Annotated in this window: 22 protein-coding genes; 6 read left to right on the forward strand and 16 right to left on the reverse strand. The window is 68.0% G+C overall.

Translation table 11 applies throughout. The annotated features are described in order from the left end of the window. Nucleotides 1-59: 59 nt before the first annotated feature. Nucleotides 60-851 (forward strand): helix-turn-helix transcriptional regulator, encoded by a 792-nt coding sequence (locus J8I35_RS10770; protein ID WP_089489301.1) that lies wholly within the window; start codon nucleotides 60-62, stop codon nucleotides 849-851. A 75-nt stretch (nucleotides 852-926) separates the two neighbouring features. Here J8I35_RS10770 and hpaI read toward each other — a convergent pair whose 3' ends face one another. From hpaI to J8I35_RS10805, 7 genes are read right to left on the reverse strand one after another with little or no spacing between them, the layout of a single operon-like run. After that, complete coding sequence (gene hpaI / locus J8I35_RS10775; RefSeq protein WP_050010898.1) at nucleotides 927-1733, reverse strand: 4-hydroxy-2-oxoheptanedioate aldolase; 807 nt, start codon at nucleotides 1731-1733, stop codon at nucleotides 927-929. A gap of 12 nt (nucleotides 1734-1745) precedes the next feature. After that, nucleotides 1746-2549: a 2-oxo-hept-4-ene-1,7-dioate hydratase gene (hpaH, locus tag J8I35_RS10780; RefSeq protein WP_089489299.1), complete on the reverse strand. Its 804-nt coding sequence runs from the start codon at nucleotides 2547-2549 to the stop codon at nucleotides 1746-1748. Nucleotides 2550-2569: 20 nt separating this feature from the next. Continuing rightward, nucleotides 2570-2962: a 5-carboxymethyl-2-hydroxymuconate Delta-isomerase gene (locus J8I35_RS10785; protein ID WP_011547838.1), complete on the reverse strand. Its 393-nt coding sequence runs from the start codon at nucleotides 2960-2962 to the stop codon at nucleotides 2570-2572. A 28-nt stretch (nucleotides 2963-2990) separates the two neighbouring features. After that, nucleotides 2991-3839, reverse strand: coding sequence for a 3,4-dihydroxyphenylacetate 2,3-dioxygenase (hpaD, locus tag J8I35_RS10790; RefSeq protein WP_209925332.1), 849 nt, complete (start codon nucleotides 3837-3839; stop codon nucleotides 2991-2993). Nucleotides 3840-3886: 47 nt separating this feature from the next. Beyond that, a complete protein-coding gene (gene hpaE / locus J8I35_RS10795) occupies nucleotides 3887-5350 on the reverse strand; it encodes a 5-carboxymethyl-2-hydroxymuconate semialdehyde dehydrogenase (protein ID WP_209925334.1) in 1464 nt (487 codons plus the stop codon). A gap of 25 nt (nucleotides 5351-5375) precedes the next feature. Beyond that, nucleotides 5376-6140, reverse strand: a complete 765-nt coding sequence (locus tag J8I35_RS10800; protein ID WP_050010894.1) for a fumarylacetoacetate hydrolase family protein — start codon at nucleotides 6138-6140, stop codon at nucleotides 5376-5378. After that, nucleotides 6137-6826 (reverse strand): fumarylacetoacetate hydrolase family protein, encoded by a 690-nt coding sequence (locus J8I35_RS10805; RefSeq protein WP_209925344.1) that lies wholly within the window; start codon nucleotides 6824-6826, stop codon nucleotides 6137-6139. The genes J8I35_RS10800 and J8I35_RS10805 overlap by 4 nt, the downstream gene beginning before the upstream one ends. A gap of 152 nt (nucleotides 6827-6978) precedes the next feature. Between J8I35_RS10805 and hpaR the strand changes: the two genes are divergently transcribed. Continuing rightward, nucleotides 6979-7419: a homoprotocatechuate degradation operon regulator HpaR gene (hpaR, locus tag J8I35_RS10810; RefSeq protein ID WP_209925345.1), complete on the forward strand. Its 441-nt coding sequence runs from the start codon at nucleotides 6979-6981 to the stop codon at nucleotides 7417-7419. Nucleotides 7420-7474: 55 nt separating this feature from the next. Here hpaR and J8I35_RS10815 read toward each other — a convergent pair whose 3' ends face one another. Then, nucleotides 7475-8686 carry an SDR family oxidoreductase gene (locus J8I35_RS10815; RefSeq protein WP_209925346.1) on the reverse strand — a complete coding sequence of 404 codons (1212 nt, stop codon included), beginning with the start codon at nucleotides 8684-8686 and terminating at the stop codon, nucleotides 7475-7477. A gap of 650 nt (nucleotides 8687-9336) precedes the next feature. On the opposite strand from J8I35_RS10815, the gene J8I35_RS10820 reads away from it, so the two are divergent. Together J8I35_RS10820 and J8I35_RS10825 are read left to right on the forward strand one after the other, a co-directional pair. Next, nucleotides 9337-9684: a DUF3564 family protein gene (locus J8I35_RS10820; RefSeq protein ID WP_050010890.1), complete on the forward strand. Its 348-nt coding sequence runs from the start codon at nucleotides 9337-9339 to the stop codon at nucleotides 9682-9684. A gap of 414 nt (nucleotides 9685-10098) precedes the next feature. Next, entirely contained in the window at nucleotides 10099-11961 is a 1863-nt protein-coding gene (locus J8I35_RS10825) for a penicillin-binding protein 2 (protein WP_209925347.1), read from the forward strand. A 27-nt stretch (nucleotides 11962-11988) separates the two neighbouring features. Here J8I35_RS10825 and J8I35_RS10830 read toward each other — a convergent pair whose 3' ends face one another. From J8I35_RS10830 to J8I35_RS10845, 4 genes are all read right to left on the reverse strand, one after another. Then, complete coding sequence (locus J8I35_RS10830; protein WP_050010888.1) at nucleotides 11989-13704, reverse strand: cation:proton antiporter; 1716 nt, start codon at nucleotides 13702-13704, stop codon at nucleotides 11989-11991. A gap of 209 nt (nucleotides 13705-13913) precedes the next feature. Further along, nucleotides 13914-15341, reverse strand: coding sequence for a cytochrome c (locus J8I35_RS10835; RefSeq protein WP_209925348.1), 1428 nt, complete (start codon nucleotides 15339-15341; stop codon nucleotides 13914-13916). After that, a complete protein-coding gene (locus tag J8I35_RS10840) occupies nucleotides 15338-17116 on the reverse strand; it encodes a GMC family oxidoreductase (RefSeq protein WP_011547848.1) in 1779 nt (592 codons plus the stop codon). Before J8I35_RS10840 ends, J8I35_RS10835 begins: the two co-directional genes overlap by 4 nt. After that, complete coding sequence (locus J8I35_RS10845; protein WP_124594681.1) at nucleotides 17116-17859, reverse strand: gluconate 2-dehydrogenase subunit 3 family protein; 744 nt, start codon at nucleotides 17857-17859, stop codon at nucleotides 17116-17118. Before J8I35_RS10845 ends, J8I35_RS10840 begins: the two co-directional genes overlap by 1 nt. A 591-nt stretch (nucleotides 17860-18450) precedes the next feature. Between J8I35_RS10845 and J8I35_RS10850 the strand changes: the two genes are divergently transcribed. Next, nucleotides 18451-19038, forward strand: coding sequence for an RNA 2'-phosphotransferase (locus J8I35_RS10850; RefSeq protein WP_209925349.1), 588 nt, complete (start codon nucleotides 18451-18453; stop codon nucleotides 19036-19038). 19 nt (nucleotides 19039-19057) lie between these two features. On the opposite strand, the gene J8I35_RS10855 is transcribed toward J8I35_RS10850, so the two are convergent. Beyond that, on the reverse strand, nucleotides 19058-19474 hold the full coding sequence (locus tag J8I35_RS10855) for a DUF3995 domain-containing protein (RefSeq protein ID WP_050010881.1): 417 nt from the start codon (nucleotides 19472-19474) through the stop codon (nucleotides 19058-19060). A 287-nt stretch (nucleotides 19475-19761) separates the two neighbouring features. Between J8I35_RS10855 and ald the strand changes: the two genes are divergently transcribed. Continuing rightward, nucleotides 19762-20877 carry an alanine dehydrogenase gene (ald, locus tag J8I35_RS10860; protein ID WP_209925350.1) on the forward strand — a complete coding sequence of 372 codons (1116 nt, stop codon included), beginning with the start codon at nucleotides 19762-19764 and terminating at the stop codon, nucleotides 20875-20877. 274 nt (nucleotides 20878-21151) lie between these two features. Here the strand turns inward: ald and J8I35_RS10865 are convergent, their stop codons facing one another. The 3 genes from J8I35_RS10865 to J8I35_RS10875 all read right to left on the reverse strand — a co-directional run bounded on the left by J8I35_RS10865 (nucleotide 21152) and on the right by J8I35_RS10875 (nucleotide 24129). Next, entirely contained in the window at nucleotides 21152-21544 is a 393-nt protein-coding gene (locus tag J8I35_RS10865) for a TraR/DksA family transcriptional regulator (protein ID WP_050010876.1), read from the reverse strand. A 384-nt stretch (nucleotides 21545-21928) separates the two neighbouring features. Next, on the reverse strand, nucleotides 21929-23335 hold the full coding sequence (locus J8I35_RS10870) for an undecaprenyl-phosphate glucose phosphotransferase (RefSeq protein WP_050011086.1): 1407 nt from the start codon (nucleotides 23333-23335) through the stop codon (nucleotides 21929-21931). An 11-nt stretch (nucleotides 23336-23346) separates the two neighbouring features. Next, nucleotides 23347-24129: a Crp/Fnr family transcriptional regulator gene (locus J8I35_RS10875; protein WP_050010874.1), complete on the reverse strand. Its 783-nt coding sequence runs from the start codon at nucleotides 24127-24129 to the stop codon at nucleotides 23347-23349. Nucleotides 24130-24580: the final 451 nt, after the last annotated feature.

Consider the following 24580-nt stretch of genomic DNA (forward strand, 5'->3'; position numbering starts at 1 on the left):
TAGGCGTGCGAAACCGGCCAATCTCCGGTATAACGGCCATTCGATACCGATATCCGGCCATGTCCGATCCGCTCCTGCCCGCCCGCTTCGTCACGTCCGACGACGGCCCGTTCGTGGTCGCCGCCGTCCTGTCGCAACGCGACCCGCGCATCACCGCGCCGCATTCGCATGCGCGCGGCCAGCTCGTCGGCGCGCTGAGTGGGCTGGTGACGATCGGCCTCGACGACCAGGAATGGGTCGTGCCGGCGATCCACGCGATCTGGATTCCGCCGCATTGCCGGCATTCGCTGCGCTCGTTCGGGCCGATTTCGGGCTGGTCGGCGTTCGTCGCCGAAGCCCGCTGCGCGACGCTGCCGGCGACGCCGCGCGCGATCCGCACGACGCCGCTGCTGCGCGAAGCCGTGCAGCGCGCCGCAAGCTGGGGCGACTCGGAACTGGATGCCGCGCAGACCCGGATCGCCGACGTGATCCTTGACGAAATCGCGGCATCGGAAGCCGAGGCGCTGGGGCTGGTCCGTCCGCGGGACCCACGGCTCGTGAAGATCACCGATGCGCTGGCCGCGGATCTCGCGAACGACCGGCGGCTGGAGGAATGGGCCGAATGGGCCGGCATCGGCGCACGGACGATGAGCCGCCGCTTCGTCGCCGAGACGGGGCTGACGTTCGCGCAGTGGCGTCAGCAGGCGAGGCTGCTGCGAGCGCTGGAGCGCATCGCCGACGGCGTGCCGGTGACGACGATCGCGCTCGATCTCGGGTACGACAACGTGAGCGCGTTCATCGACATGTTCCGGCGTGCGCTGGGGACGACGCCGGGGAAGTATATGGAGACGGGAAGGCGAGCGGAGGAATAGATACGGCCATGCGCGTGCATGAAGCCGCACGGCGAACGGCCGGCGATCAGCAGACAAAAACCGCCCGCCACTACGTCAATACGTGCCGTCGCCCTTCTTCACGACATCGCCGCCGTTCCCCTTGAACTGCGCGGCAAGCCGCTCCGCGCTCCGTGCCAGCAGCGTCGTATCGACGCCGACCGCGACGAACAACGCACCCGCTTCCAGATAGCGCCGCGCAGCCGCTTCATCCGCGCTCAGGATGCCCGGCGCCTTGCCGGCCGCCTTGATCGCGCGGATCGCCCCGTCGATCGCGGCCTGCACGTCCGGGTGCCCGGGGTGGCCGAGATGACCGAGATCGGCCGCGAGATCGGCCGGGCCAATGAACACACCATCGACGCCGTCGACCCGCGCAATCGCATCGATCGCTTCCAGCCCCGCGCGTGTCTCGACCTGCACGAGCACGGCCATCTCGTCGTTCGCGCGATGCAGGTACGCGCCGACGCGATTCCACCGCGACGCGCGCGCCAGCGCGCTGCCGACGCCGCGCATCCCGTGCGGCGGGTAACGCGTCGCGGCCACCGCCGCGCGCGCTTCGTCCGCGCTCTGCACCATCGGCACGAGCAGCGTCTGCGCGCCGAGATCGAGCACCTGCTTGACGATCACCGGATCGTTCCACGGCACGCGCACGACCGGATGCGACGGATACGGCGCGATCGCCTGCAGTTGCGCGAGGATCGTCGGCACCGTGTTCGGCGCATGCTCGCCGTCGATCAGGAGCCAGTCGAAACCGGCACCCGCGACCACTTCGGCGCTGTACGGATTCGCGAGACCGAGCCACAGGCCGATCTGCGCGTCGCCGCGTGCGAGCGCGGCCTTGAAGACATTCGACGGCATCTGCATCGTTCGCTCACCTCACTCGAAGTAGCACTGGATCGTCCCGAGCGGGCCGTAGTCGACGCTGAACGTATCGCCCGAACGCGCCGCGCACGGCCGCGTAAACGATCCGCCGAGCACGATCTGCCCCGGTTCCAGCGCGACGTCGAAGCGCGACAGCCGATTCGCGAGCCACGCGACGCCGTTCGCCGGATGGTTCAGCACGCCGGCGGCGACCCCGGTTTCCTCGACCACGCCGTTGCGCGACATGATCGCCGCGACCCAGCGCAAATCGACGTCCTGCGGGCGCACCGGCCGGCCGCCGATCACGACGCCCGCGTTCGCCGCGTTGTCGGCGATCGTGTCGAACACCTTGCGCGGCCGTTTCGTGTCGGGGTCGATCGACTGGCTGCGCGCGTCGATGATCTCGAGCGCCGGCACGACGTAATCGACCGCGTCGTACACGTCGAAGATCGTGCAGTTCGGCCCGGTGAGCCGCTTGCCGAGCACGAACGCGAGCTCGACCTCGACGCGCGGCACGATGAAGCGGCCGGTCGGGATCGTGCCGCCGTCTTCGAAGAACATGTCGTCGAGCAGCGCGCCGTAGTCGGGTTCGTCGATCTGCGACGTGTTCTGCATCGCCTTCGACGTCAGGCCGATCTTGTGCCCCTTCAGCGTACGGCCTTCCGCGAGCTTGAGGGTCACCCACGCGCGCTGGATCGCATACGCGTCGTCGATCGTGATGTCGGGATGGTCGAGCGAGATCTGGCGGATCTGCGTGCGCGCACGCTCGGCGTCGTGCAGACGGTGCGCGAGCTGGTCGATGATGGCGGGTTCGAGCATGATCGGATCGGGAATGGGGTTCAGCCGGCCCGCTTGTAGCGGGCGTGGATGTTGTTGTGCTTGTACGAGCCGCTTTCGCTGAACTCGGTCAGTTCCATCGACAGCGCGAGATAGCGTTTCGCGTACAACTCGGCGAAATGGGCCTTGATCGCGTCGAACAGCGCATCGCACGCGGCTTGCTTCGTTTCGTCGCTGCGGCCCGCGCCGATCTTCAGCGTCACGTGGACGAACGCGTCGTCCTCCGTGCCGTCGGCGACGCAGTAGTCGTGCAGCTCGATCGCGCGCGAACGGATGCCGCCGGTCGGGAACACGCCGCCCTGCGCGATCAGCGTCGCGTTGATCGTGCGCAGCAGCGCGGGAATGCGCGCGTCGTCGCGGATGTTCGCGGTGTATTCGACGACGATGTGTGGCATGGCAACGCTCCTGATAGGTATGCGGCGCTCAGGCGAGCGGGAAGATCGCGTTGATCTGCCCGGTGCCCGAGCTCGCGAAATAGTCGGTGACGATCTCGACGGGCTGGTCGTAACGATCCCAGCCGAGCAGCCCGAGCAGCATCGCCGTGTCGTGCATCCCGCCTTCGCCGTGGCAATGCACGTTGTACTCGGGCAGCATCGCGCAGAAGGTCTTGAAATCGCCCTGCTTCCACAGCTCGACCACGCGCAGGTCGACCTGCCGGAAGAATTCGCGGCTGATCTGGTGGATCGATTCCTCGGGGCTGCCGTTGTCGTTGAAACGGTGCGACAGCGAGCCACTCGCGAGGAACGCGACGTTCGAATCGCTCTTCTCGATCGCCTCGAGCAGCGCCTCGCCGAAGCGCCGGCTTTCGTCGAGCTGATGCCACATGCACCAGCCGGCGATCGACACGACCTTGAAGTGCTGGTCGCCGTTCATGTAGCGCATCGGCACGAGCGTGCCGTATTCGAGCTCGAGGCTGTCGATCTCGTGCGCACGCGTCGCGACGCCGCGCTCGGTGGCCGTTTCCGCGATCAGCCGGCCGAGCGCCGGGTTGCCCGGATACGCGTACTGCATGTCGCGGATGAAATGCGGCAGCTCGTTGCTCGTATAGGTGCCCGCGAACCGCGCATTGCAGTTCACGTGATAGCCCGCGTTGACGAGCCAGTGCACGTCCGACACGACGATCGTGTCGACGCCGAGCGCGCGGCAGCGCTCGCCGATCAGCCGGTGGCCGCGGATCGCCGCTTCACGGCAGCCGTGATGCTTGCCGGGCAATTCCGACAGGTACATCGACGGCACGTGCGTGATCTTCGCGGCGAGGGACAGTTTGCCCATCGTTCAAGTCTCCGTATGGTTCTTTGCGGCGAATCGCTACGCGCCCGTTACACGCCCCAGCGCGGGACGTGATGCGAACCCATCGAGATGCACACGTTCTTGATCTCCGCGAACACCTCGAAACTGTACTCGCCGCCCTCGCGCCCGGTGCCCGATTCCTTCACGCCGCCGAACGGCTGGCGCAGGTCGCGCACGTTCTGGCTGTTCACGAACACCATCCCGGCCTCGATGCCGTGCGCGAGCCGATGCACCTTGCCGACGTCCTGCGTCCAGATGTACGACGCGAGGCCGTACGCCGTATCGTTCGCGAGCCGCAGCCCTTCGTCTTCGTCGTCGAACGGGATGATGCACGCGACCGGCCCGAAGATCTCTTCCTGCGCGATGCGCATCCGGTTGTCGACGTCGGCGAACACGGTCGGCCGCACGAAGTTGCCGTTGCGCAGATGATCGGGCAGCCCGGCCGGCTTGTCCGCGCCGCCCGCGACCACGCGCGCGCCTTCCTGCTCGCCGATGCGGATATAGCCCGTCACCTTTTCCCAGTGCTGGCGCGTGATCATCGCGCCGAGATTCGTGCCCGGATCGGCCGGATCGCCGACCACCAGGTTGTTCGCGCGGCGCGCGAATTCCTGCACGAAGCGGTCGTAGATCGTGCGCTGCACGAAGATCCGCGAGCCCGCGGTGCAACGTTCGCCGTTGATCGAGAAGATCGTGAATAGCGACGCGTCGAGCGCGCGGTCGAAATCGGCGTCGTCGAAAATCAGCACCGGCGACTTGCCGCCGAGCTCCATCGAATACTTCTTGAGGCCCGCGCGCTCCATGATCCGCTTGCCGGTGACCGTGCCGCCGGTAAACGACACCGCGCGCACGTCAGGATGCCGCACGAGCGCGTCGCCGGCCGTCGCGCCGTAACCCTGCACGACGTTCAGCACACCGGGCGGAATGCCGGCTTCGAGCGCGAGCCGGCCGAGCTGGTCGGCCGTCAGCGGCGACAGCTCCGACATCTTCAGCACGGCCGTGTTGCCGAGCGCGAGACACGGCGCCGTTTTCCACGTGGCCGTCATGAACGGCACGTTCCACGGCGACACCAGCGCACACACGCCGACCGGCTGGTACAGCGTGTAGTTCAGCATCTGGTCGTCGACCGGATAGGTGCGGCCGTTCATCTGCACGCACACTTCCGCGAAGAAGTTGAAGTTCTCGGACGCGCGCGGAATCAGCTGCTTGCTCGTCTGCGCAATCGGCAGCCCGGTGTCCTGCGTCTCCAGCGCCGCGAGCATCGGCACGTTCTTCTCGATCAGCTCGCCGAGCTTGCGCATCAGCTTCGCGCGCGCCTTCGCCGGCGTGTTCGCCCATTTCGGGAACGCATCTTTCGCCGCGCGCACGGCCGCGTCGACCTCGGCCTCGCCGCCCGATGCGACGTCGGTGATGACGTCGCCCGTCGCCGGGTTCAGCGTCGTGAAAGTGTCGCGGCTCTCCACTTCGCGGCCGCCGATCCAGTGCTTGATGGTCATGTGCTCTCCTTCCTTGGCGACGGCCTCAGCCGGCGCGATAGTAGTCCGCTTCGCCGACGATCGTGTTCACGAGCCGGCCGATTCCTTCGATTTCGGTCACGACCTCGTCGCCCGGCTGCGTGTCCGCCAGCCCCTCGGGCGTGCCGGTCAGGATCAGGTCGCCCGGCGAGAGCGTCATGAAGCTGCTGATGTGCTCGATCAGCGCCGGCACGTCGAACACCATGTCGCGCGTGCTGCCGCGTTGCGTCTCGCGGCCGTTCACGGTCGTGCGCAGCGTCAGGTCGGCAGCGTCGCCGATCTCGTCGCGGCTGACGAACCACGGCCCGAGCGGCGTGCAGGTGTCGCGGTTCTTCACGCGCAGGTTCGGGCGGTAGTAGTTCTCGAGATAGTCGCGGATCGCGTAGTCGTTCGCGACCGTATAGCCGGCCACGTAGTCGATCGCCTGCGCGCGGCTCACGTGGCGCGCCGGGCGGCCAATCACGACGGCCAGTTCGCACTCGTAGTGCATGTGCGTGGCGTCCGCCGGGCGCACGGTCAGCGACCGGTGACCGACGAACGTGTTCGGCCCCTTCAGGAAGATCAGCGGCTCGCTCGGCGCGTTGAACGCGAGTTCCTTCGCATGGTCGGCGTAGTTCAGGCCGAGCGCGAACGTCGTGCGCGGCGCGACGGGCGGCAGCCACACCACGGCATCCTCCGCCACCACGCGCCCCGTATCGATGCGGATCGCGCCGTCGCCGGCCGGTTCGGCCGCATGCAGTGCGCCGTTGTAGATCACGCGCGCCGTCTTCATCGTGCTTCCTCCGCCATCAGCGTATGCCGCAGCGTGCCGATGCCGGCCGCGGCGATCTCGATCGTACTGCCCGCGCGGGCATGCGGTGCGCCGCCCGCGACGCCGAGCAGCAGCACGTCGCCCGCGTCGAACGACATGAAGGCCGTCACGTCGGCGATCAGCTCGCGCACCGGGCGAATCAGCGTCGCGGTCGACGCGGACGCAGCCACCTTGCCGTCGATCCGCACCGTCAGCCCGATCGCGTCGACATCGGCGAGCGCGGCGGCCGGCACGATCGCCGGGCCGAGCGGGCAGAAGCCGTCACGGCACTTGAAGCGCACAGCCGGACGGTAGTAATCGGGGTGCGGCACCGATACGTCGCTCGCGAGCGTGAAGCCGTGCACGTAGTCGAGCGCCCGCGCGGCCGCGACGCGCGTCGCGCGCCGCGCGAACACGACGGCCACCGACGCACCGATTTCCAGCGCGTCGACGCCGGCCGGCACGACGACGGCGGCGCCATCGGCCGCATGCGTGTTGGCCGATTTGATGTACAGGACCGGCGCCTGCGGCGGACGGCGGTAAGGCGGTGCGTTCACGGCGTCGCCGAGTGCGGCGAGCGCCCCGCGCTCGTTGAGCAGCGCGCCGTAGACGGTACCGATGGCGACCGGCAACGGCGGCGCCGCGGCGGTCGTGCAAGACAGCTCCATGCGTCATTCCCCTGCCGCGCGTCGCGGCGCATCATCAATAGTTAATATCTTAAGTAAACAATCGGGCGCTGACAACCTCGATTACCCTGATACGCGAAATTCATCAGCTTCGGCTGTTAAGATTGATGCGTCCCCGTCCTCTGCTCACCCCGATGAACCGTACGCTCGACCATCGCAACCTGGCCATGCTGCTGCTCGAGGCCCGCGAAACGCTGATGGGCCTGTTTCGCCCCATTCTCAAGGAATTCTCGCTGACCGAACAGCAATGGCGGATCATCCGCGTGCTTGACGGCGAACCGGCGCAGGCGCTCGAAGCCGGGCAGATCGCGAAACGCTGCTGCATCCTGAGCCCGAGCCTGACCGGCGTGCTGGAACGGATGGAGCGCGACGGCCTGATCACGCGCACGCGCGCGCAGGAGGATCAGCGCCGGCTGCTGGTCAGCCTGACGCCGCAAAGCAGGAAACTGGTGACGGAAATCGGTCCGCGCATCGACGAGCAATATCGTCAGCTCGAAGTGCGATTCGGCGAGGACGGCCTCGACGACATCTACCGCGCGCTCGACCGGCTCATCGAGCTCGGCAACCAGGCATGAAGACGGCGCCCGCGCCCGCCATGGGCGGGAACGGGCGCCGGGGCGATGCGACCGGTTAGTGGATCGCGCCGCGCATCAGCTCGGTCACCGCCACGCCGCGCGACGTGCGCATGCACTCCTCGACGTAATCGATGAACGGCAGCGGCTCGAAATCGATTTCGTCGCGCACGCGGCGATTGTCGAACACGCGATCGACCGTCGCGAATTCGCCGCAGCGCTGCAGCGCCCGGCCGATCACGCGCTCGAGCGCCGGATCGGGCCGCCCGAGCACGTCGCGCACGACGAGCGGCAGTTCGGCCGGCGCGCATGCCGCGTAGCGCGGCGCGCCGGTCATGCCCGCCGCCTCGTCCATCGCGCGCACGATTTGCGCGACCTGCGGCGCCTCGTCGCCGGCCGACACATGATAGACGTCGTGCGCGAGCGTCGGCTTGACGGCCAGCAGCATCGTCGCGCGCGCCACGTCGTCCACCGACACGATGTCGATGCGCGTCATCGGCCGCGCGGTGAAGCGACGCGCCGCATGCGCGAGCCGGAACATCCAGAACGAATTCGGCGCGGGCCGCGTACCGAGCACCGTATGGCCGACCACGTGCGACGGCCGCACGACGACGAGCGGCAGTCCGAGCGCGCGCAGGCGCTGCTCCGTCTCCGCCTTCGCGTGCAGATAGTCGGCCGCGAGCACCGCGCCCGGCAGGCCGTCGCCGGCCCGCGGCACGACGTCGTTCCCCGCGCGCTGCGCCTCTTCCTGCACGATCCCGCCGCGGCCCGCATGCGCGTAAGCGGTGCCGACGTACACGAAGCGTTGCAGGCGCGGCGCGCGCGCAAAGCGCTCGGCGAAGCGCACCGCATCGGCGATGTCGGCCCGCAGGTGCGCGCCGTCGGCCGGCGACGCATGGCCCGCGCAATGAATCACGTGCGTCGCGCCGGCCAGGCGCGACGCATCGGCGCCGTGCCACACATCGCCGAGCGCGCCGACGATCACGTTCGCGTCGGTCAGGCGCGACGCCCAGTACGGCGTGAGCCCCGCGCGCAACGCGGCTTCACGCAGCCGCGCGACCGCATGGCCGCGGTCCTGCGCGCGCACGACGCAGACGATGCGTTCGAGCAGCCCTGCATTGACGAGCGCCGTCAGCACGGTACTGCCGATGAAGCCGGTGGCGCCGGTCAGCACCAGCCGTCCGACGTTCGCCGCCGCGACCGGTGCGCTGGCCGGCGACACGAGGCTCGTCCGCCAGTTGAGCGACAACGCGGTTTTCCAGATCAGCACGATAGTCTCCTTCGAAGAATCGGCCGGGGCGGCGCGGCGCCCGCGGTTGCGGGCGCCCCCCGGCGCGCCCGCCGGGGCGGGGGCCGCGCGGGCCCCGGCGGCTCCCGATCGGGCGTGCGGCCTGCGATCGCGTCGATCGCGCTCTGGCACGAGGCGGCGGCAGCCGGCGCGGACGGGCGTCCGCGGCACAGGATCGGGGAAGTTCCCAGTGTGGGGCCCGACCGCATGCAAGTCTGTCCCGAAAGTTTCGTGAAAGTGTGCCGATTTGTACGCGATTGTCGGAGTGTGTCGTGCCGGTCGGCTGATTAAAACGACGAAACGTTCGGTCGGCTGCATTCGACCGGTGCCGAAACGCGCCGATCGACCCGGTCGCGATGGCAGCCGGTGCGCGACAGATCGACGCGGCCGGCGGCCCCGTCATCCCATGTCTGGACCGCGGCGCGTGCCCGACCGGCCACGGCTATCGCCGGTATCGCGCGCCTGTGCTGACGCGTCGGGAATGACCATGAATCGTCAGACGTCCTTTCATCTGGAATCGAAATGGGCTCAATATAAATTTATTGCGGATTATCACTTGCGTTTCACACCAGTCTATCTAGACTGTTCAAGTTCAAACGGTCGAATGTGTCTTTTTTTAAGGAGACGATGCAATGCGCCTCACCATTCGGATTAATGGCAGCGAATCGGCAACCCGGCATTCCTTCGCAGTCTTGTGGGTCGATACCGACGAGGGTCTGTGGTCGCGCGAGGCACATCAGGGCATCGACCTTCCGACCTGGGGCAAGGTCCGCGACATCGAGGGCGCGATGGCGCTCTGTGCAGCCGACAGCGGCAATGCCGTCTGTCAACTGAAGGGGCTGTCGTTCGATGCGATGCGCCGCGAACAGGGCCCCGCGGTGCTCGCCGGCGATCATCCCGACGGCGCATGGCGCCTGCAGGCGGTCGATACCTGCACGACCCAGCCGGAATACCGGGAATTTATTTCCGTTGCCCGCTAGGTATTATTGACATGAATCGTCTGCGGTTTTCGGGTTTATTCCGGCAGTAGTGATATTCATTTCGATATTCAGCATGAATGGCGCCTCCGTTCGAGGCGCTTTTTATTTTCGAGATTAGAGAAATAATCGTCGCGCGGGCAATTGATCGCGCGTCGGAACGGTCGCGATCGCGCGATGGCGGAGACCGCGTGTCCGGCTCCGCTCGCGACGGATCGCCCGTGTTTCATCCTCCGCAGCCGCCGCGGCATCCTGCGTCGCCCCCTTTGCTGCGCTTTCCTCCCTTTTCCAGACGGCCTACCCTTCGTCTTTTTGCGGGGCCGGACCATACTTTCCTCACACGGTGTTTACTCATTTATTACAATCGCATTATTCAGACTGACCCACCGCCGCACGGCGGCCCGACCCGGCCATTGCATGAGCGTGAAAAAGAAGACCCACCCCGCCGATCCGTACGCGGCGGCGACCAAGAATCCGATGCTCGCCGCGCGCCTGCCGATGTGGCGCTCGCGGCTGATCGTGGTCGTCGTGTTCCTCGCGTTCGCCGCGCTGATCGCGCGCGCGTTCTGGGTGCAGGTCGCGAACCAGGATTTCTACGTCGGCCAGGGCCAGAAGCGCTATCAGCGCACGATCGAGCTCGACGCGATGCGCGGACGCATCGTCGACCGCAACGGCGCGATGCTCGCGGTCAGCCTGTCGACCTATGAAATCTGGGCGAACCCGAAACAGGTCGCCGACACCGATTACCCGCAAATCGCGAAGCTGCTCGACCTGCCGCTCGCCGAGGTGAAGCGGCGTCTCGGCAACGACAAGACGTTCGTGCTGCTCAAGCGGCAGGTCGACGCGGACACCGCCAGCCGGCTCGACAAGCTCGCGATCGACGGCATCACGCAAATCGCCGACTCGAAACGCTTCTACCCGGAAGGCGAATCGGCCGCGCACGTGGTCGGCTTCACGAACGTCGAGGACAAGGGCCAGGAAGGCGTCGAGCTCGCGGCGAATGCGCGCCTGCAGGGCACGTCCGGCCAGCGCGAGGTGATCCGCGACCGGCTCGGCCGCATCGTGTCGGACACGCGCCCGCTCGTCCCCGCGCAGCACGGCGCGACGATCGAACTGACGATCGACCGCCGCATCCAGCAACTCGCGTTCAGCCAGCTCAAGGCGGCCGTGATCGAGAACAATGCGCTGGCCGGCAGCGTCGTCGTGCTCGACGCGCAGAACGGCGAGATCCTCGCGCTCGCGAACTATCCGACCTTCGACCCGAACGACCGCGCCCGCCTCACCGGCCAGCAATTGCGCAACCGCGCGGTGATCGACACGTTCGAACCGGGCTCGACGATCAAGCCGCTCGTCGTCGCGCTGTCGATCGACGAGCGCAAGGTCACGCCGAACACGATCATCAACACGTCGCCGGGCACCTACAAGATCGGCCCGGCCGTGATCCACGACACGTCGAACCACGGGTCGCTGACGGTGTCGCAAGCGCTGCAGAAATCGAGCAACGTCGCGCTCGCGAAACTGGCGCTCAACCTGCCCGCCGAAACGATCTGGAACAAATACCAGGAGTACGGGATCGGCCGCGCGCCGGAACTGACGTTCCCGGGCGTTGCGTCGGGCCGGCTGCGCGGCTACAAGCGCTGGCGGCCGATCGAGCAGGCGACGATGGCGTACGGCTACGGGTTGTCGATGTCGCTGCTGCAGATCGCGCAGACCTACACGGCCTATGCGGGCGACGGCACGCTGCACCCGGTGTCGCTGCTGAAGAACGGCACCGACCAGCAGACGATCGACGCGCACCGCGGCCATCGCGTGACGTCGCCGCAAACGGCCGCCGCGATTCGCTCGATGCTCGAGATGGCGGTCGGCGAAGGCGGCACGGGGCGCCGCGCGCGCGTCGACGGCTACCGGATCGGCGGCAAGACCGGGACCGCGCGCAAGCAGGTCGGCGCGAGCTACGCGAAGGGCAAGTACCGCGCGCTGTTCGCGGGGATGGCGCCGATGAGCAACCCGCGCCTGATCGTCGCGGTGATGATCGACGAGCCGCGCGGCAAGGGGTACTACGGCGGCACGGTGGCGGGCCCGGTGTTCGCGTCGGTCACGAGCGGCTCGTTGCAGTTGCTCGGCGTGCCGCCCGATGCGCCGGTCGAACCGGAAAAGAATGCACCGGCGCAGGCCGCCGCGCCGCAGAAAACGGTCGCGGCGCCGAAACCGGCGGCATCGTTGAAGACGGCCGCGCAACCCGGCACTCCCGCGCCCGCGAAGGCCGCTACCGCAGGCTGACGATGCCAGGCGCGATGCCGCGCGCCGTCAATGCGCGGCCGCGACCGGCTTCGCCATCCGGCCGAGCACGTGCTCGGTCATCCCGCGCGCGAGTTCGGTCTCGCCCATGAACACGGTGCCGATGCCCTCGCTCGACAGCAGCGCGGCCTCGTCGCCGCTGTTCGTGCACAGCACGACCTCGAGCGTCGGGTTGAGCGTGCGCGAGATCTCGACGATCTGCCGCACGTCGAACACGTCGGGCAGCGTGACGACCAGCATCCCGGCGCGCGCGATATGCGCCTGCACGAGCACGATCGGCTCGATCGCGTCGCCCGACACGGCCGCGGTGCCGTCCGCGCGCAGCTTCTCGACGAGCTCGCGATTCTGCTCGACGACGACATAGGCGATCCCGCGCTCGTCCAGCGCATGCGCGATCCGCGTGCCGACCTTGCCGTAGCCGACGATCACGACCTGCCCGGTCAGATGCGTCTGCGGCGTCGACATCGGCAGCGCGGCGAGCGGATCGTCGCGCGCCTCGAGCTTGCGCGCGAACGCCGAATGCTTGCGAATCCATGCGAGCGCCGGATCGATCATCGCGAACAGCAGCGTGTTCATCGCGATCGAGATCAGCGCGACCGCGAGAATCAGGCTCTGCCCCTCGGCCGACAGCAGCCCGAGCGCACGGCCGAGCCCCGCGAGGATGAACGAGAATTCGCCGATTTGCGCGAGACCCGCGCCGACCGTCAGCGCGGTGTTCAGCGGATAGCGGAACGCGATCACGAGCGCGACCGCCGCGAGCGTCTTGCCGACCAGCACGATCGCCGCGACCTCGATCACGTGCAGCGGCTCTTCGATCAGCACCTTCGGGTCGAACAGCATGCCGACCGAGATGAAGAACAGCACCGAGAACGCGTCGCGCAACGGCAGCGTCTCGTCGGCCGCGCGCCGGCTGAACTCCGACTCGCGCATCATCATCCCCGCGAAGAACGCGCCGAGCGCGAACGACACGTCGAACAGCTTCGCCGCGCCGAACGCGATGCCGACCGCCGCGGCAATCATGCAAAGCGTGAACAATTCGCGCGAACCCGTGCGCGCGACGAGCCACAGAATGCGCGGGAACACGCGCTTGCCGACCACCAGCATCAGCGCGATGAACGCGGCGACCTTCAGCATCGTGACGCCGAGCGTGCCCCACACGCTGCCGCCGGCCGCATGCGCGTCGCCGGGCGGCGTGCCGCCGAGCAGCCCCGCCACCGGCGGCAGCAGCACCAGCACGAGCACCATCACGAGATCCTCGACGACCAGCCAGCCCACCGCGATGCGCCCGTTGACCGTCTCGACGAGCCCGCGCCCTTCGAGCGCGCGCAGCAGCACGACGGTACTCGCGACCGACAGCGCGAGCCCGAACACGAGCGCCGCACCGAGGCTCCAGCCCCAAGTGAGCGCGAGCCCGCCGCCGAGCAGCGTCGCGACGGTGATCTGGACGATCGCCCCCGGCAGCGCGATCTTGCGCACCGCGAGGAGATCGCCGAGCGAGAAATGCAGGCCGACGCCGAACATCAGCAGCATCACGCCGACTTCGGCGAGCTGCTGCGCGAGCGACAGATCGCCGACGAAACCGGGCGTGCCGGGGCCGATCACGATCCCGGCGAGCAGATAGCCGACGAGCGGCGGCATTTTCAGCAGCGACGCGAGGTAACCGAAGATCATCGCGAGACCGAAACCGGCCGCGAGCAACGCAATCAGGCTAACGTCATGAGGCATCCCCCCTCCCAAGCTCTTGTAACTATTTAGTAAGGTTCAAGAGTGAAAGGATAAGGGATGAGGCGGAAGAATGGCGCGCAGCCGCGAAAATTTCACGCCGCTGCGCGCGGTGCGGGGTACAACCCCGGCGAAGGGAAAGGCGTCGCGCGGACCCGCCGCGCGTGGGCGCCACCCCAGCAGCAGGCGGGGCTCGCGCCCCGCCGCTCCGGTCAGCGCGACGCTTGCGGGAACCGCGCGCCCGGCGGCGGCTCGGGCCGCGTCGACGGCACGCTCTTGCGCACCTTCGCGACCTGCGCGGCCGTCACCGGCGCGCCCGTGTTGCCCCAGCTCGTGCGCACGAAGTTCGACACGTCCGCGACTTCCTGGTCCGACAGCCGCCAGCCGAACGGCGGCATCGTGAAGGTCGACGGCGCGGTGCGCGTGCCCTGCAGCGCGCTGCCTTCCAGCACGACGTGGATCAGCGACGTCGGGTCGTCGCCCTGCACGACCGGGTTGCCGGCGAGCGCCGGGAACACGCGCGTGTAGCCGTGGCCATCGCTGCGGTGGCAAGCCATGCAGTTGTCGCGATAGACGGCCGCGCCCGGCTTGCTCGCGTCGCCGGTCTGCAGCGCCTTCGCCGCGGCCGCGTCGTACACGTGCGGCCGCTCGCCCTGCACGCGCGGCGGCAACGTCTTCAGGTAGCGCGCGATCGCGTTCAGGTCGTCGTCGGTCATGTGCTGCATGCTGTGGCCGACCACGTCCGTCATCCCGCCGAACGCGGCCGTGCGCAGCGTGCGGCCGGTCTTCAGGAACTGCACGATCTCGGTTTCGTTCCACGTGCCGAGGCCGGTGCGCGGCTCGCCGCGCAGGCTCGTCGGCACCCAGCCGTCAATCGCCGCGCCGCCGGCCAGGAAGTCGAGGCCATCGGCGTCGGTCAGGCCGCGCTCCTGCATCGTTGGCGCGCGCGGCGTGTGGCACGCGCCGCAGTGGCCGAGCCCCTGCACCAGATATGCGCCGCGCGCGACGACCGGGTCGGGGTACGACGCCGCGTCGAACGGCTTCGGCGACGGCGCGAACAGCTTGCGCCAGATGCCGAGCGGCCAGCGCATCGACAGCGGCCACACGATGTCGACCTTGCGGTTCTCGTGCTCGACCGGCGCGACGCCGTGCATGAAGTACGCATACAGCGCCTTCATGTCGTCGTCGGTCAGCCGCGCGTACGACGGAAACGGCATCGCCGGATACATCGTGTCGCCGTTCTTGCGCACGCCTTCGCGCACAGCACGCGTGAAGTCGTCGTAGGTCCAGCCGCCGAGGCCCGTCTTCGCGTCCGGCGTGATGTTCGTCGAGTAGATCGCGCCGATCGGCGTGTCGAATTTCAGCCCGCCCGCGAACGGCTTGCCGCCGCTCGCGGTGTGGCAGGCGATGCAGTCGCCTGCGCGCGCAAGATATTCGCCGCGCTTGACGAGGGCCGCGTCGGCCGACTGGGCGGCAGGTGCAGCCGCCGGGCCCGAAGCCGCGGTCGGCGCGGACGCCGGCTGTGCGAACGCGGTTCCACCCGCGAGGCCGAATGCCGCCCATGCCGAGCCGATCGCCAGCGCGCGCCGCAGCGGAGAAACGCGGCGCGCGGCGTTGTGGTGGGTCATCGTCCTCTTCATACGGTCACCAGCGGGGCGGGATTTTTCAGGTATTGCTCGCGAATCGCGCGGGCCGACCAGTAGGCCAGCGCCGCGATGATCCCGGTCGGGTTGTAGCCGATGCCCTGCGGCAGCGCCGATGCGCCCATCACGAACACGTTGTGCACGTCCCAGCACTGCAGGTAGCGGTTCAGCACGCTCGTCTTCGGGTCGGTGCCCATGATCGCGCCGCCGACGAGGTGGGTCGTCTGGTACTGGCGCGAGTCGAAGTGCTTGCCGAACTCGCGCGTCGACACGCCGATCGCCTTCGGCCCCATCGCTTCCGCGATCTTCTTCATCTGGCCGGTCACGTACTGCGCCATCTTGATGTCGTTGTCCTTCCAGTCGAACGTCATCCGCAACAGCGGCTGGCCGTACGAATCGCGATAGGTCGGATCGAGGTCGAGATACACGTCGCGGTACGACATGTTGGTGCCGTGCGCATCCATCGAGATCGTGTGCGCGTAGTTGTCCTTGACGGCCTTCTTCCACGCCGAGCCCCACTGCGGCGTGCCGGGCGGCGTCGCGATGCCGCTGATCGGCTTCACGCCGGCCTGGTTCACCCACAGCGGCGAGCCGCCGACGAAACCGAGCGGGCCGTGGTCGAAGTTGTCCGCGTTGAAGTCGTCCACCGCGACGCCGTTGCCGCCCGCGCCGATGAACGGATTCGTGTAGGTATCCTTGTCGAAGAACGCCTTGATCGTCGACAGGTTCTGGTAGGCGAAATTGCGGCCGACCACGCCTTCGCCCGAGATCGGGTCGTACGGCTTGCCGATGCCCGACAGCAGCAGCAAGTGCACGTTGTGATACTGGAACGCGGCCACGATCACGAGATCGGCCGGCTGGTGCACCTCGCGCCCGGCCGGATCGACGTAGGTCACGCCGGTCGCCCGCTTCTTCGTGTCGTCGAGGTCGACGCGCAGCACGTGGCACTTCGAGCGCAGCTCGAAGTTCGGCGCCTGCTTCAGCGCGGGCAGGATGTTCAGGTTCGGCGACGCCTTCGAATACATGTAGCACGCGTAGCCGCTGCAGTAGCCGCAGAAGTTGCACGGGCCCATCTGCACGCCGTACGGGTTCGTGTACGGGCCCGACGTGTTCGCCGACGGCAGCCTGTACGGATGCAGCCCGAGCGAGTGCGCGGCATCGAAGAAGCGTTGCGCCGAATACGTGTTGAGCTGCGCGGGCAGCGGGAAATTGTCGCTGCGGTTCGCCTCGAACACGTTGCCGTCGCCGACCACCTTGCCGCCGACCTTGTACGCCTGCCCCGACGTGCCGAACACCTTCTCGGCGAAATCGAAATGCGGCTCGAGCTCGTCGTACGTGACGCCCGTATCCTGGATCGTCATCCCTTCGGGGATGAACTTCTTGCCGTAGCGCTCTTCATAGTGGCTGCGCAGGCGCAGCTCTTCCGGCGTGATCCGGAAGTGCACGCCCGACCAGTGCAGCCCCGCACCGCCGACGCCTTCGCCCGGCAGGAACGCGGCGAGCTGCCGGTACGGCAGCGCGGTGTCCTGCAGGCCGTGGCGGATCGACACGGTCGTCTTCGACAGGTCGAGGAACAGCTTCTTGCGGATGTTGTAGGTCAGCTCGTCGATCGTGTTCGGATACGCGCCGTCCGGGTAGGTGTCGCGATATTCGCCGCGCTCGAGCGCGACGACGTTCAGGCCCGCTTCGGTCAGTTCCTTCGCGAGTATCGCGCCGGTCCAGCCGAAACCGACGATTACCGCATCGACATGCGGCTTCTTGTCTGCGGCCATCAGCTGCGCTCCCCGTTGATCGAGACGGGGCCGTACGGATAGGGCTTGCCGCTCTGGTTGACGAAATCCATGAAGTCCGCGCGCGCGCCCGGGAAACCGATCATCTTCCACGCGGCCATGTCGCGATTGCCGCCATGCACCGGATCGCAGAAGTAGCCTTCGCGCGTGTTCTGCAGCAACTGGCCGAGGAACAGGCCGGGCGGGACGTCGTCGATCTGCGCGCCGCCCTTCTCCAGCGCGCCGAGCACGGCGTCGCGCGTCGGCGCGTCGAGATCCGCGAACGCCTTGCCGTGCGCTTTTTCGCAATAGCGGTTGACCGCCGCGATGCCGAGCCGGTAGATGTCGCGCGGCACCAGCTTCAACTGGTAGCCGAGCTCCGGCACGCCCTGCTGGAACGGCCCCTGCATGTACCACGTCGCGCCGTGCGCATACGGCGTCTCCATCTGGCGATCGATGAATTCGGGCACGCCCGCTTCGAGCGCGCCGGGGCCTTCGGCGTCGGCCGGAATCAGCCGGTCGACCGCGGCCTGGACGAACGCCCATTCCTTCGCATCGAAAAAGGTCGGCTTGTACGGCGCGCGGTCGGCGCCGGCCGACGCAGCGGACGCGTTGCCGGCCGTCGTCGCGGACGGCGACGACGACGAGCGCAGGTCGCAGCCGGCGACCGACGCGATCGGCACGAGCGCGACCGATGTGCGCAGGAAACGGCGACGCGAATTGGGTTTGTCAGGTGGCGTGGACATGGTCGGATGTTGATCGTTGGGGATCGGGGTTCGGACGCGCGCATTCCGCATGCCGCGTGCCCGGCAGGCAGCCGTGCCGCAGGCGGCCGGTTGCCCTGTTCTTTCGTGTGTTGCGCACAACCTCGATGCTGGCGGCCGGCCGCGATTCGCGGGGACGCCCTCGTTGCGGCCGCGCGGCGCCGCGGATGCCGGCGGCGCGCTGCGCGGATCGACCTCTTTGCGGGCCTATCGTCGGACAAATACCGGCATCGGCCTGCATCTGTCCGTCATCGCCCATGACCCGTGTTCAACTTAGACGTCGCGTCTGCCCACGGCAAGCGCAACGCGCACGACCTCTTTCGGGTCCGGCGACGAGTGCGGGCGAATTATAGCTGGAACCGGTTCCATTGCCAGGGGGTTCAATGCAATTCAGTGCATCGAAATTAGCAACAATGGGAAATTCGGAAGCCGGAATGTGCAAGGATGGCGAGATAGCGGACAGCTTCCCGGCCGGGCGGACGATCAGCTGCGGCGCGCGCGTGTCGCTTTCCGGCGACGCCCGGACAGATGACGGTATCGAGTTGCAGCGCGCTCTGGTAGCCTCCGCAACTCATGAATACCGAGAAAAACAAACAGCCGGCGCCCGATGCGACCGGCATCAGCAAATATCTGAGCTACCTACTGCGCCACGAGCCGCAGGCCATCGGCCTCCAACTGGACGCCGAAGGCTGGGCCGACATCGACGAACTGATCGCCGGCGCCGCCCGTCACGGACGCCAGCTCGATCGCGCGACGATCGAAAGCGTGTGCGCAACCAGCGACAAGCAGCGCTTCGCGCTGTCGGATGACGGTCAACGCATCCGCGCGGTACAGGGCCATTCGACGGCCGCCGTGCAGCGCCAATATCCGGCCGCGCAACCGCCCGAGCGCCTCTATCACGGCACGGCGACGCGCTTCCTCGATTCGATTCGCGCGCAAGGGCTGAAACCCGGCGCCCGTCATCACGTACACCTGTCGGCAGACGTCCGCACGGCGCTGGCCGTCGGTGCGCGCTACGGCGTGCCCGCGATCCTCGAAGTCGATGCGCGGCGCATGCATCGGCAAGGCCATACGTTCTTCGTCGCCGAAAACGGCGTCTGGCTGACCGATGCCGTGCCGGCCGAATACGTAGCGTTGATCGACGATACGCGCACGGAGTGAGCCGTGCGCCGGCCGCCACTCACCACGGCCAGAACATCGACGCGATCGACAACGCCAGCGCCGCGCACAGCGGCGAGTAATACAGCGTGTCCATCCGCGCGAAACGCGACCCGCGAATCCGCTTGAAGAAGCCGACGTAGCGGAAATCGCCGACGGCCCGCACCGCGAAGATCAATGCGAGCGCAACGACCGCGAACGCGATCGTGCAGGGATACGCGTTGCGCCCGAGCCAGCCGGCACGCGCGGCGACCACGCCTGCGCCGCCCAGCAGTGCCGCCGCGACGGCAAGCGTGCCGACGGCAGTCGGCCGCAACAGCGGTACGCCGTCCTGCTCCGGAATGGCCGCACGCTTGCCCAGCCGGCCGCCGAACGCCCAGTAGACGTGCACGAGCGCGATGGCGCAAAGCGTCGGCACGCTGAAATACGCACCTGTCATGTCGATCGATGTCCTCGTCCCGTTGTGTTGCCGAAAGGATTCGGCACGCGGCCCCGGCCCGCGCCACGCACGACGATACCGAAACCCGGCCACGCGCGCATTGCGACGTCCGGTCGCAACCGGTCGCCGCGCATGCTGCGCTGCAGTGCGGATGCGTCGTCGCGCGAGCCGGCTGCTTGACTTCCCTCCGCGCACCACTACGCTGTTATTCCAGTACTGCGATCGGCACGCCGCTGTGCAACCGGCTGCCCGCACGACGACGATAACGAAGGCCATGGAGGCGACTCATGCTGATCGGTGTGCCGAAAGAGATCAAGAACCACGAATACCGCGTCGGCCTCACGCCGGCCGGCGCGCGCGAACTCACGCGGCACGGCCATCGCGTGCTCGTGCAGCGCGGCGCGGGCACGGCGATCGGCCTGCTCGACGACGACTACACGGCCGCGGGCGCATTGCTCAGCGACGGCGCGGACGAAATCTTCGCGCGCGCCGACATGATCATCAAGGTCAAGGAGCCGCAGCCGGCCGAATGCGCGATGCTGCGGCGCGGCCAGATCCTCTACACGTATCTGCATCTCGCGCCCGATCCCGATCAGGCCACCGCGCTCGTGAAATCCGGCGCGGTCTGCATCGCCTACGAAACCGTGACGGGCCCCGGCGGCGGCCTGCCGTTGCTCGCACCGATGAGCGAAGTCGCGGGGCGCATGTCGATCCAGGTCGCGGCGACCCACCTCGAAAGCCCGCGCGGCGGCCGCGGCGTGCTGATGGCCGGCGTGCCGGGCGTGCCGGCCGCGCACGTCGTCGTGCTCGGCGCGGGTGTGGTGGGCACCGGCGCGCTGCAGATGGCGGTGGGCCTGGGTGCGCGCGTCACCGTGCTCGACACCAACGTGAACCGGCTGCGCCAGCTCGATCTCGTGTTCGCCAACCGGATCGCGACCGTCTGCTCGAATGCGCATACGGTCGACGAAGCCGTGCGCGATGCCGACGTCGTGATCGGCGCCGTGCTCGTGCCGGGCGCATCGGCGCCGCGGCTCGTCACGCGCGACATGATCGCGACGATGCGCAAGGGGGCGGTCGTCGTCGACGTCGCGATCGACCAGGGCGGATGCTTCGAGACTTCGCATGCGACCACGCATGCTGCGCCGACCTTCGTCGTCGACGGGGTGGTCCACTACTGTGTCGCGAACATGCCCGGCGCGGTCGCGCGCACGTCGACCTTTGCGCTGAACAATGCAACGCTCGGCCATGCGCTCGCGCTCGCCGACAAGGGCTGGAAACAGGCGATGCTCGACGATCCGCATCTGCGCGCGGGCCTGAACGTGTGCGACGGCCATATCACGTACGAAGCGGTCGCGCTGGCGCTCGGGCTGCCCTACGTCCCGGCGACCGGCGTACTCGGATGAGCTTGCCGGCATGAGTCGAACGCGTGGCGGCCGGGCGCGACGCGTTCACGCACCCTTCGACCGGCTCCGCTGCGTGCCGCTGCCGCCGGTGCTGCCCGCACCGCCCATCGTGCGCGCCAGCGCGGCTGCGGTTGCGCGAGCGTGCGCGTGTTCAGCACGTCATGCCGCGTCAGCCAGCCGCGCCCGATCGACGGAATCTTCCCGGGATTGTCGCCGTTCGCGATCATCGTCCGGATGTCGCGGCCATGGTCGGCGAGCGTACGCACGCACGACGTCAGAGCGATGCGCGCGGGGTCGTCGCGTAGCGCCGCTCGTAGAGCGACTGGCAATGCGTGCAGCGTTCGGCGGTCGGGCGCGCCAGCAGGCGCTCGTAGCCGACCGAGCCGTCGCAGTCGATGCATTCGCCGTAACTGCCGTCGCGCATCCGCTGCTGCGCGCGGCCAACCGCGCGCAGCTCCGTCAGCTTCATGCCGATCAACGCATGGTCGACGTCGACGAAGAGGTCCGCGTTCGCCTCGTCGCCCTCGTCCGGCGCCGCGCCGGCAAGCTCCGCATAGGATTCCGACGCGCGCTGGTCTTCGCTCGCGCGGATCTCCGCACGCAGCGCCTGCTCGCTCTCGTTCAGCCGCTGCTTCAGCGTCTGCCGTTGTCGTGGGTCGAGCGACATGGCCGTCTCTCCTGTTCCGGGTTCCGCGCGAAACAAGAGCGGCGCGCGGTATCGCACCGGTGCGCGGCGCGCAGGCATGACCTGCGCGGTCGCATCCGGATGGGCGGCCGGACGCGAAACGCCGGACGCATTCGACGCAGGATAAACCCATTGAACACGCGTGTGTTGACCGGAATCAGCGTGCCGTTCACGCAGCGGCAGCGGTGCGGAAACTGGGGACGGACGCGCAATCCCCGCCTGGCGGCGCGGGCGGCGCAGCCCGTCGGCACACCCGCAGCGCAGCAATTTCCCGTGCGGTCGCCGCGGTTCTTTCCGCGCCCGCGGACCGGCATCGCGCGGTCGATACGATCGCTCGCGCAGCGCTGCTGCAATCATTCGGGATCCTCAGAACGCGTTGCGCCCGATGAAGCCGCGCACCACCGTCAGCAGGATGATCTTGATGTCGAACCAGAAGCTCCAGTTCTGCATGTAGAACAGATCGAACTTCACGCGCGCCGCCATCGCCTCGACCTTGCGCGTTTCGCCGCGATAGCCGTTCACCTGCGCCCATCCGGTAATGCCGGGCCGTACGCGGTAGCGGTACATGTAGCAGTCGATCAGTTGCCGATACAAGTCGTCGTGTTCGATCGCGTGCGGACGCGGGCCGACCACCGACATCTGCCCGAACAGCACGTTGAAGAACTGCGGCAACTCGTCGAGCGACGTGCGCCGCAGGAACGCGCCGACGCGCGTGATGCGCGAATCGTTGCGCGACGCCTGCCGCACGACGCCCGGCTGCACGCGATGCACGCGCATCGTCCGGAACTTCAGGATGTCGAACTCGCGGCCGTCGACGCCCTTGCGGCGCTGCCTGAACAGCACGGGCCCCGGCGACGACAGCTTGACCGCGATCGCGAGCATCGTCAGCAGCGGCAGCAACGGAATCAGCACGCCGAACGCAAACAGCCGGTCGAACGCGAACTTGGCCCACAGCTCAGGCGCGGAGCGCGGCGTGGTCGCGAGATTGATCGCCGGCATGCCGAGCACGTCGGTCGCGGAACGATCGACGACCGCCATCTGCCGCACGTCGGGCAACAGCCGCAACTCGACGAACTCGTCGCGCAACTCGCGCACGATCCGCTGGATCCGCCACTCGTGCGACATCGGCAGCGTGAGCCATACCTCGTCGATGTCGCCGCCGCGAATCCGCTCGCGCAACGCGTTCCAGTCGTCGATCACCGGTACGCCGCCGATGCCGCCCGCGGCGGCCGGCGCATCGTCGTCGAATACGCACGCGGCCGCGAACGGGCCGTTCGGCGCGAGCTGCATCCGCTCGATCGCCACGCGCCCGTAAGCCGTCGCGCCGACGATGGCGACGCGGCGCTGCCGCGCACGCGGGTCGCCACGCGTCAGCGCGAACGCCAGCAGCGCCGCGCGGCCGAGCAGCAGCGCCGCGTCGCCGGCCAGCACCGTGCGCGCGATCCAGCGGGTCGTCACGGTGCCGCCGCGATTCATGATCCACATCGTGCCGGCCACCGTCAGCACGCTCGCGCACACCACGGCCACCAGCGTGTGTGTCAACACGTGCGCACCGCCCCGCACCGCCACGCCGCCGCGCACGGTGCGCAGGTAGCGCGGCAGCAGCGCCACCGTCAGCACGCACAGCAGTGCGATCGCGCCGCGCTGCGCGTCGGACAGCGCATGCCAACCGAGCCCCGACGCCGCCTGCGCGGCGAGCGCCCCGGCCAGCACGAGCACGACGTCGGCCGCCGCGATCGCGGCACGCCGGATCGCATTCGTTCCACCGGACATCGACTGCATCGTCACGCACCATGCGCGGGGAATCCGCGGTACGCGTCCGGCATGCGCGGGCGAATCGTCGCCGGCCTCGCATGCTCGCGCGTGCCGAGCAACCGCCGATAGTCGGCGCGAATCAGGCTGTAGCATTCGCACGCGTGATGTTCGAGGCCGTCGCGGTCGAGCACCGTGATGCGGCCGCGGCGTTGTCGGATCAGCCCGGCTTCCTGCAGGTTCCCGGCCGCTTCCGTCACGCCTTCGCGCCGCACGCCGAGCATGTTCGCGATCGTCTGCTGCGTGACGGCCAGCTCGTCGCCGTCGATCCGGTCGTGCGCGAGCAGCAGCCAGCGGCTGAGCTGCTCGCTGACCGAGTGATGCCGGTTGCACAGCGCGCTGCGCGAGATCTGCGCCATCGTCGCCTGGCAGATGTTGAGCAACAGCCGGTAGGTCTGCGCCGACCGCTCGAATTCGGCGCGCATCACGCAACTCGGCACGCGATAGGCCATTCCGCCGATGCGCACTTCGACCCGGCTCGACGCGGCGATACCGCCGACCAGCGTCCCCAGCCCGACCACACCCTCGCGGCCGACCACCGCCACCTCGACCATCGCACCGTCCTCCATCAGGTGCTGCACCGACATCATCGCCGTCGTCGGAAAATGCAGATGACGCATCGGCTCGCCGACCCGGTCGAGCATCCCGGCCTTGATCCTGACCAGTTCGAGATGCGGGGCGATGGCGCGGATGCTGTCCTCCGGGAGGGCAGCAAGAATGGCGTTCGCCGAATAGCTCGAGTGAAGATGAAGCATGTCTGTATCCCTTTTATCGTCCGCGCCGCCAGCGGCAGGCACGGAACTCGTTATCGCGATGCGCGCCCGGACGTTGACAGCGGTTGCGGCCCACAACCCTGAATCCGACTGATCATCGGCTTGTCAACGCCGAATTGAGTCGACTGCCCCGTTTCGACACGCCAGCCCGAATAAGCGATTTACGTGCCAATAGCCGCCCGTCCTTAATATATGAATCACATCCGATTTAGAGCCCCCGAATAACCAACCCCAAAACCGAAAAAACGTCTCATTTCCGGACACTCCCCCATACGACGGACACAGCACGCATTCGACTGATCAATTCCCGCGCGCCGGCTCGGGACGCCGGCGTTGGGGTCGCGATGCTTATCGTTCAAATACTTACAGCCGATTTTCAATTGTTTCCGTGATGTGCGGCGCAGCATTTCCCGGCGTCGCCGCACCGCACACG

It is taken from the genome of Burkholderia sp. CpTa8-5 (genome assembly GCF_017815045.1).
Classification (GTDB): Bacteria; Pseudomonadota; Gammaproteobacteria; order Burkholderiales; family Burkholderiaceae; genus Burkholderia; species Burkholderia sola.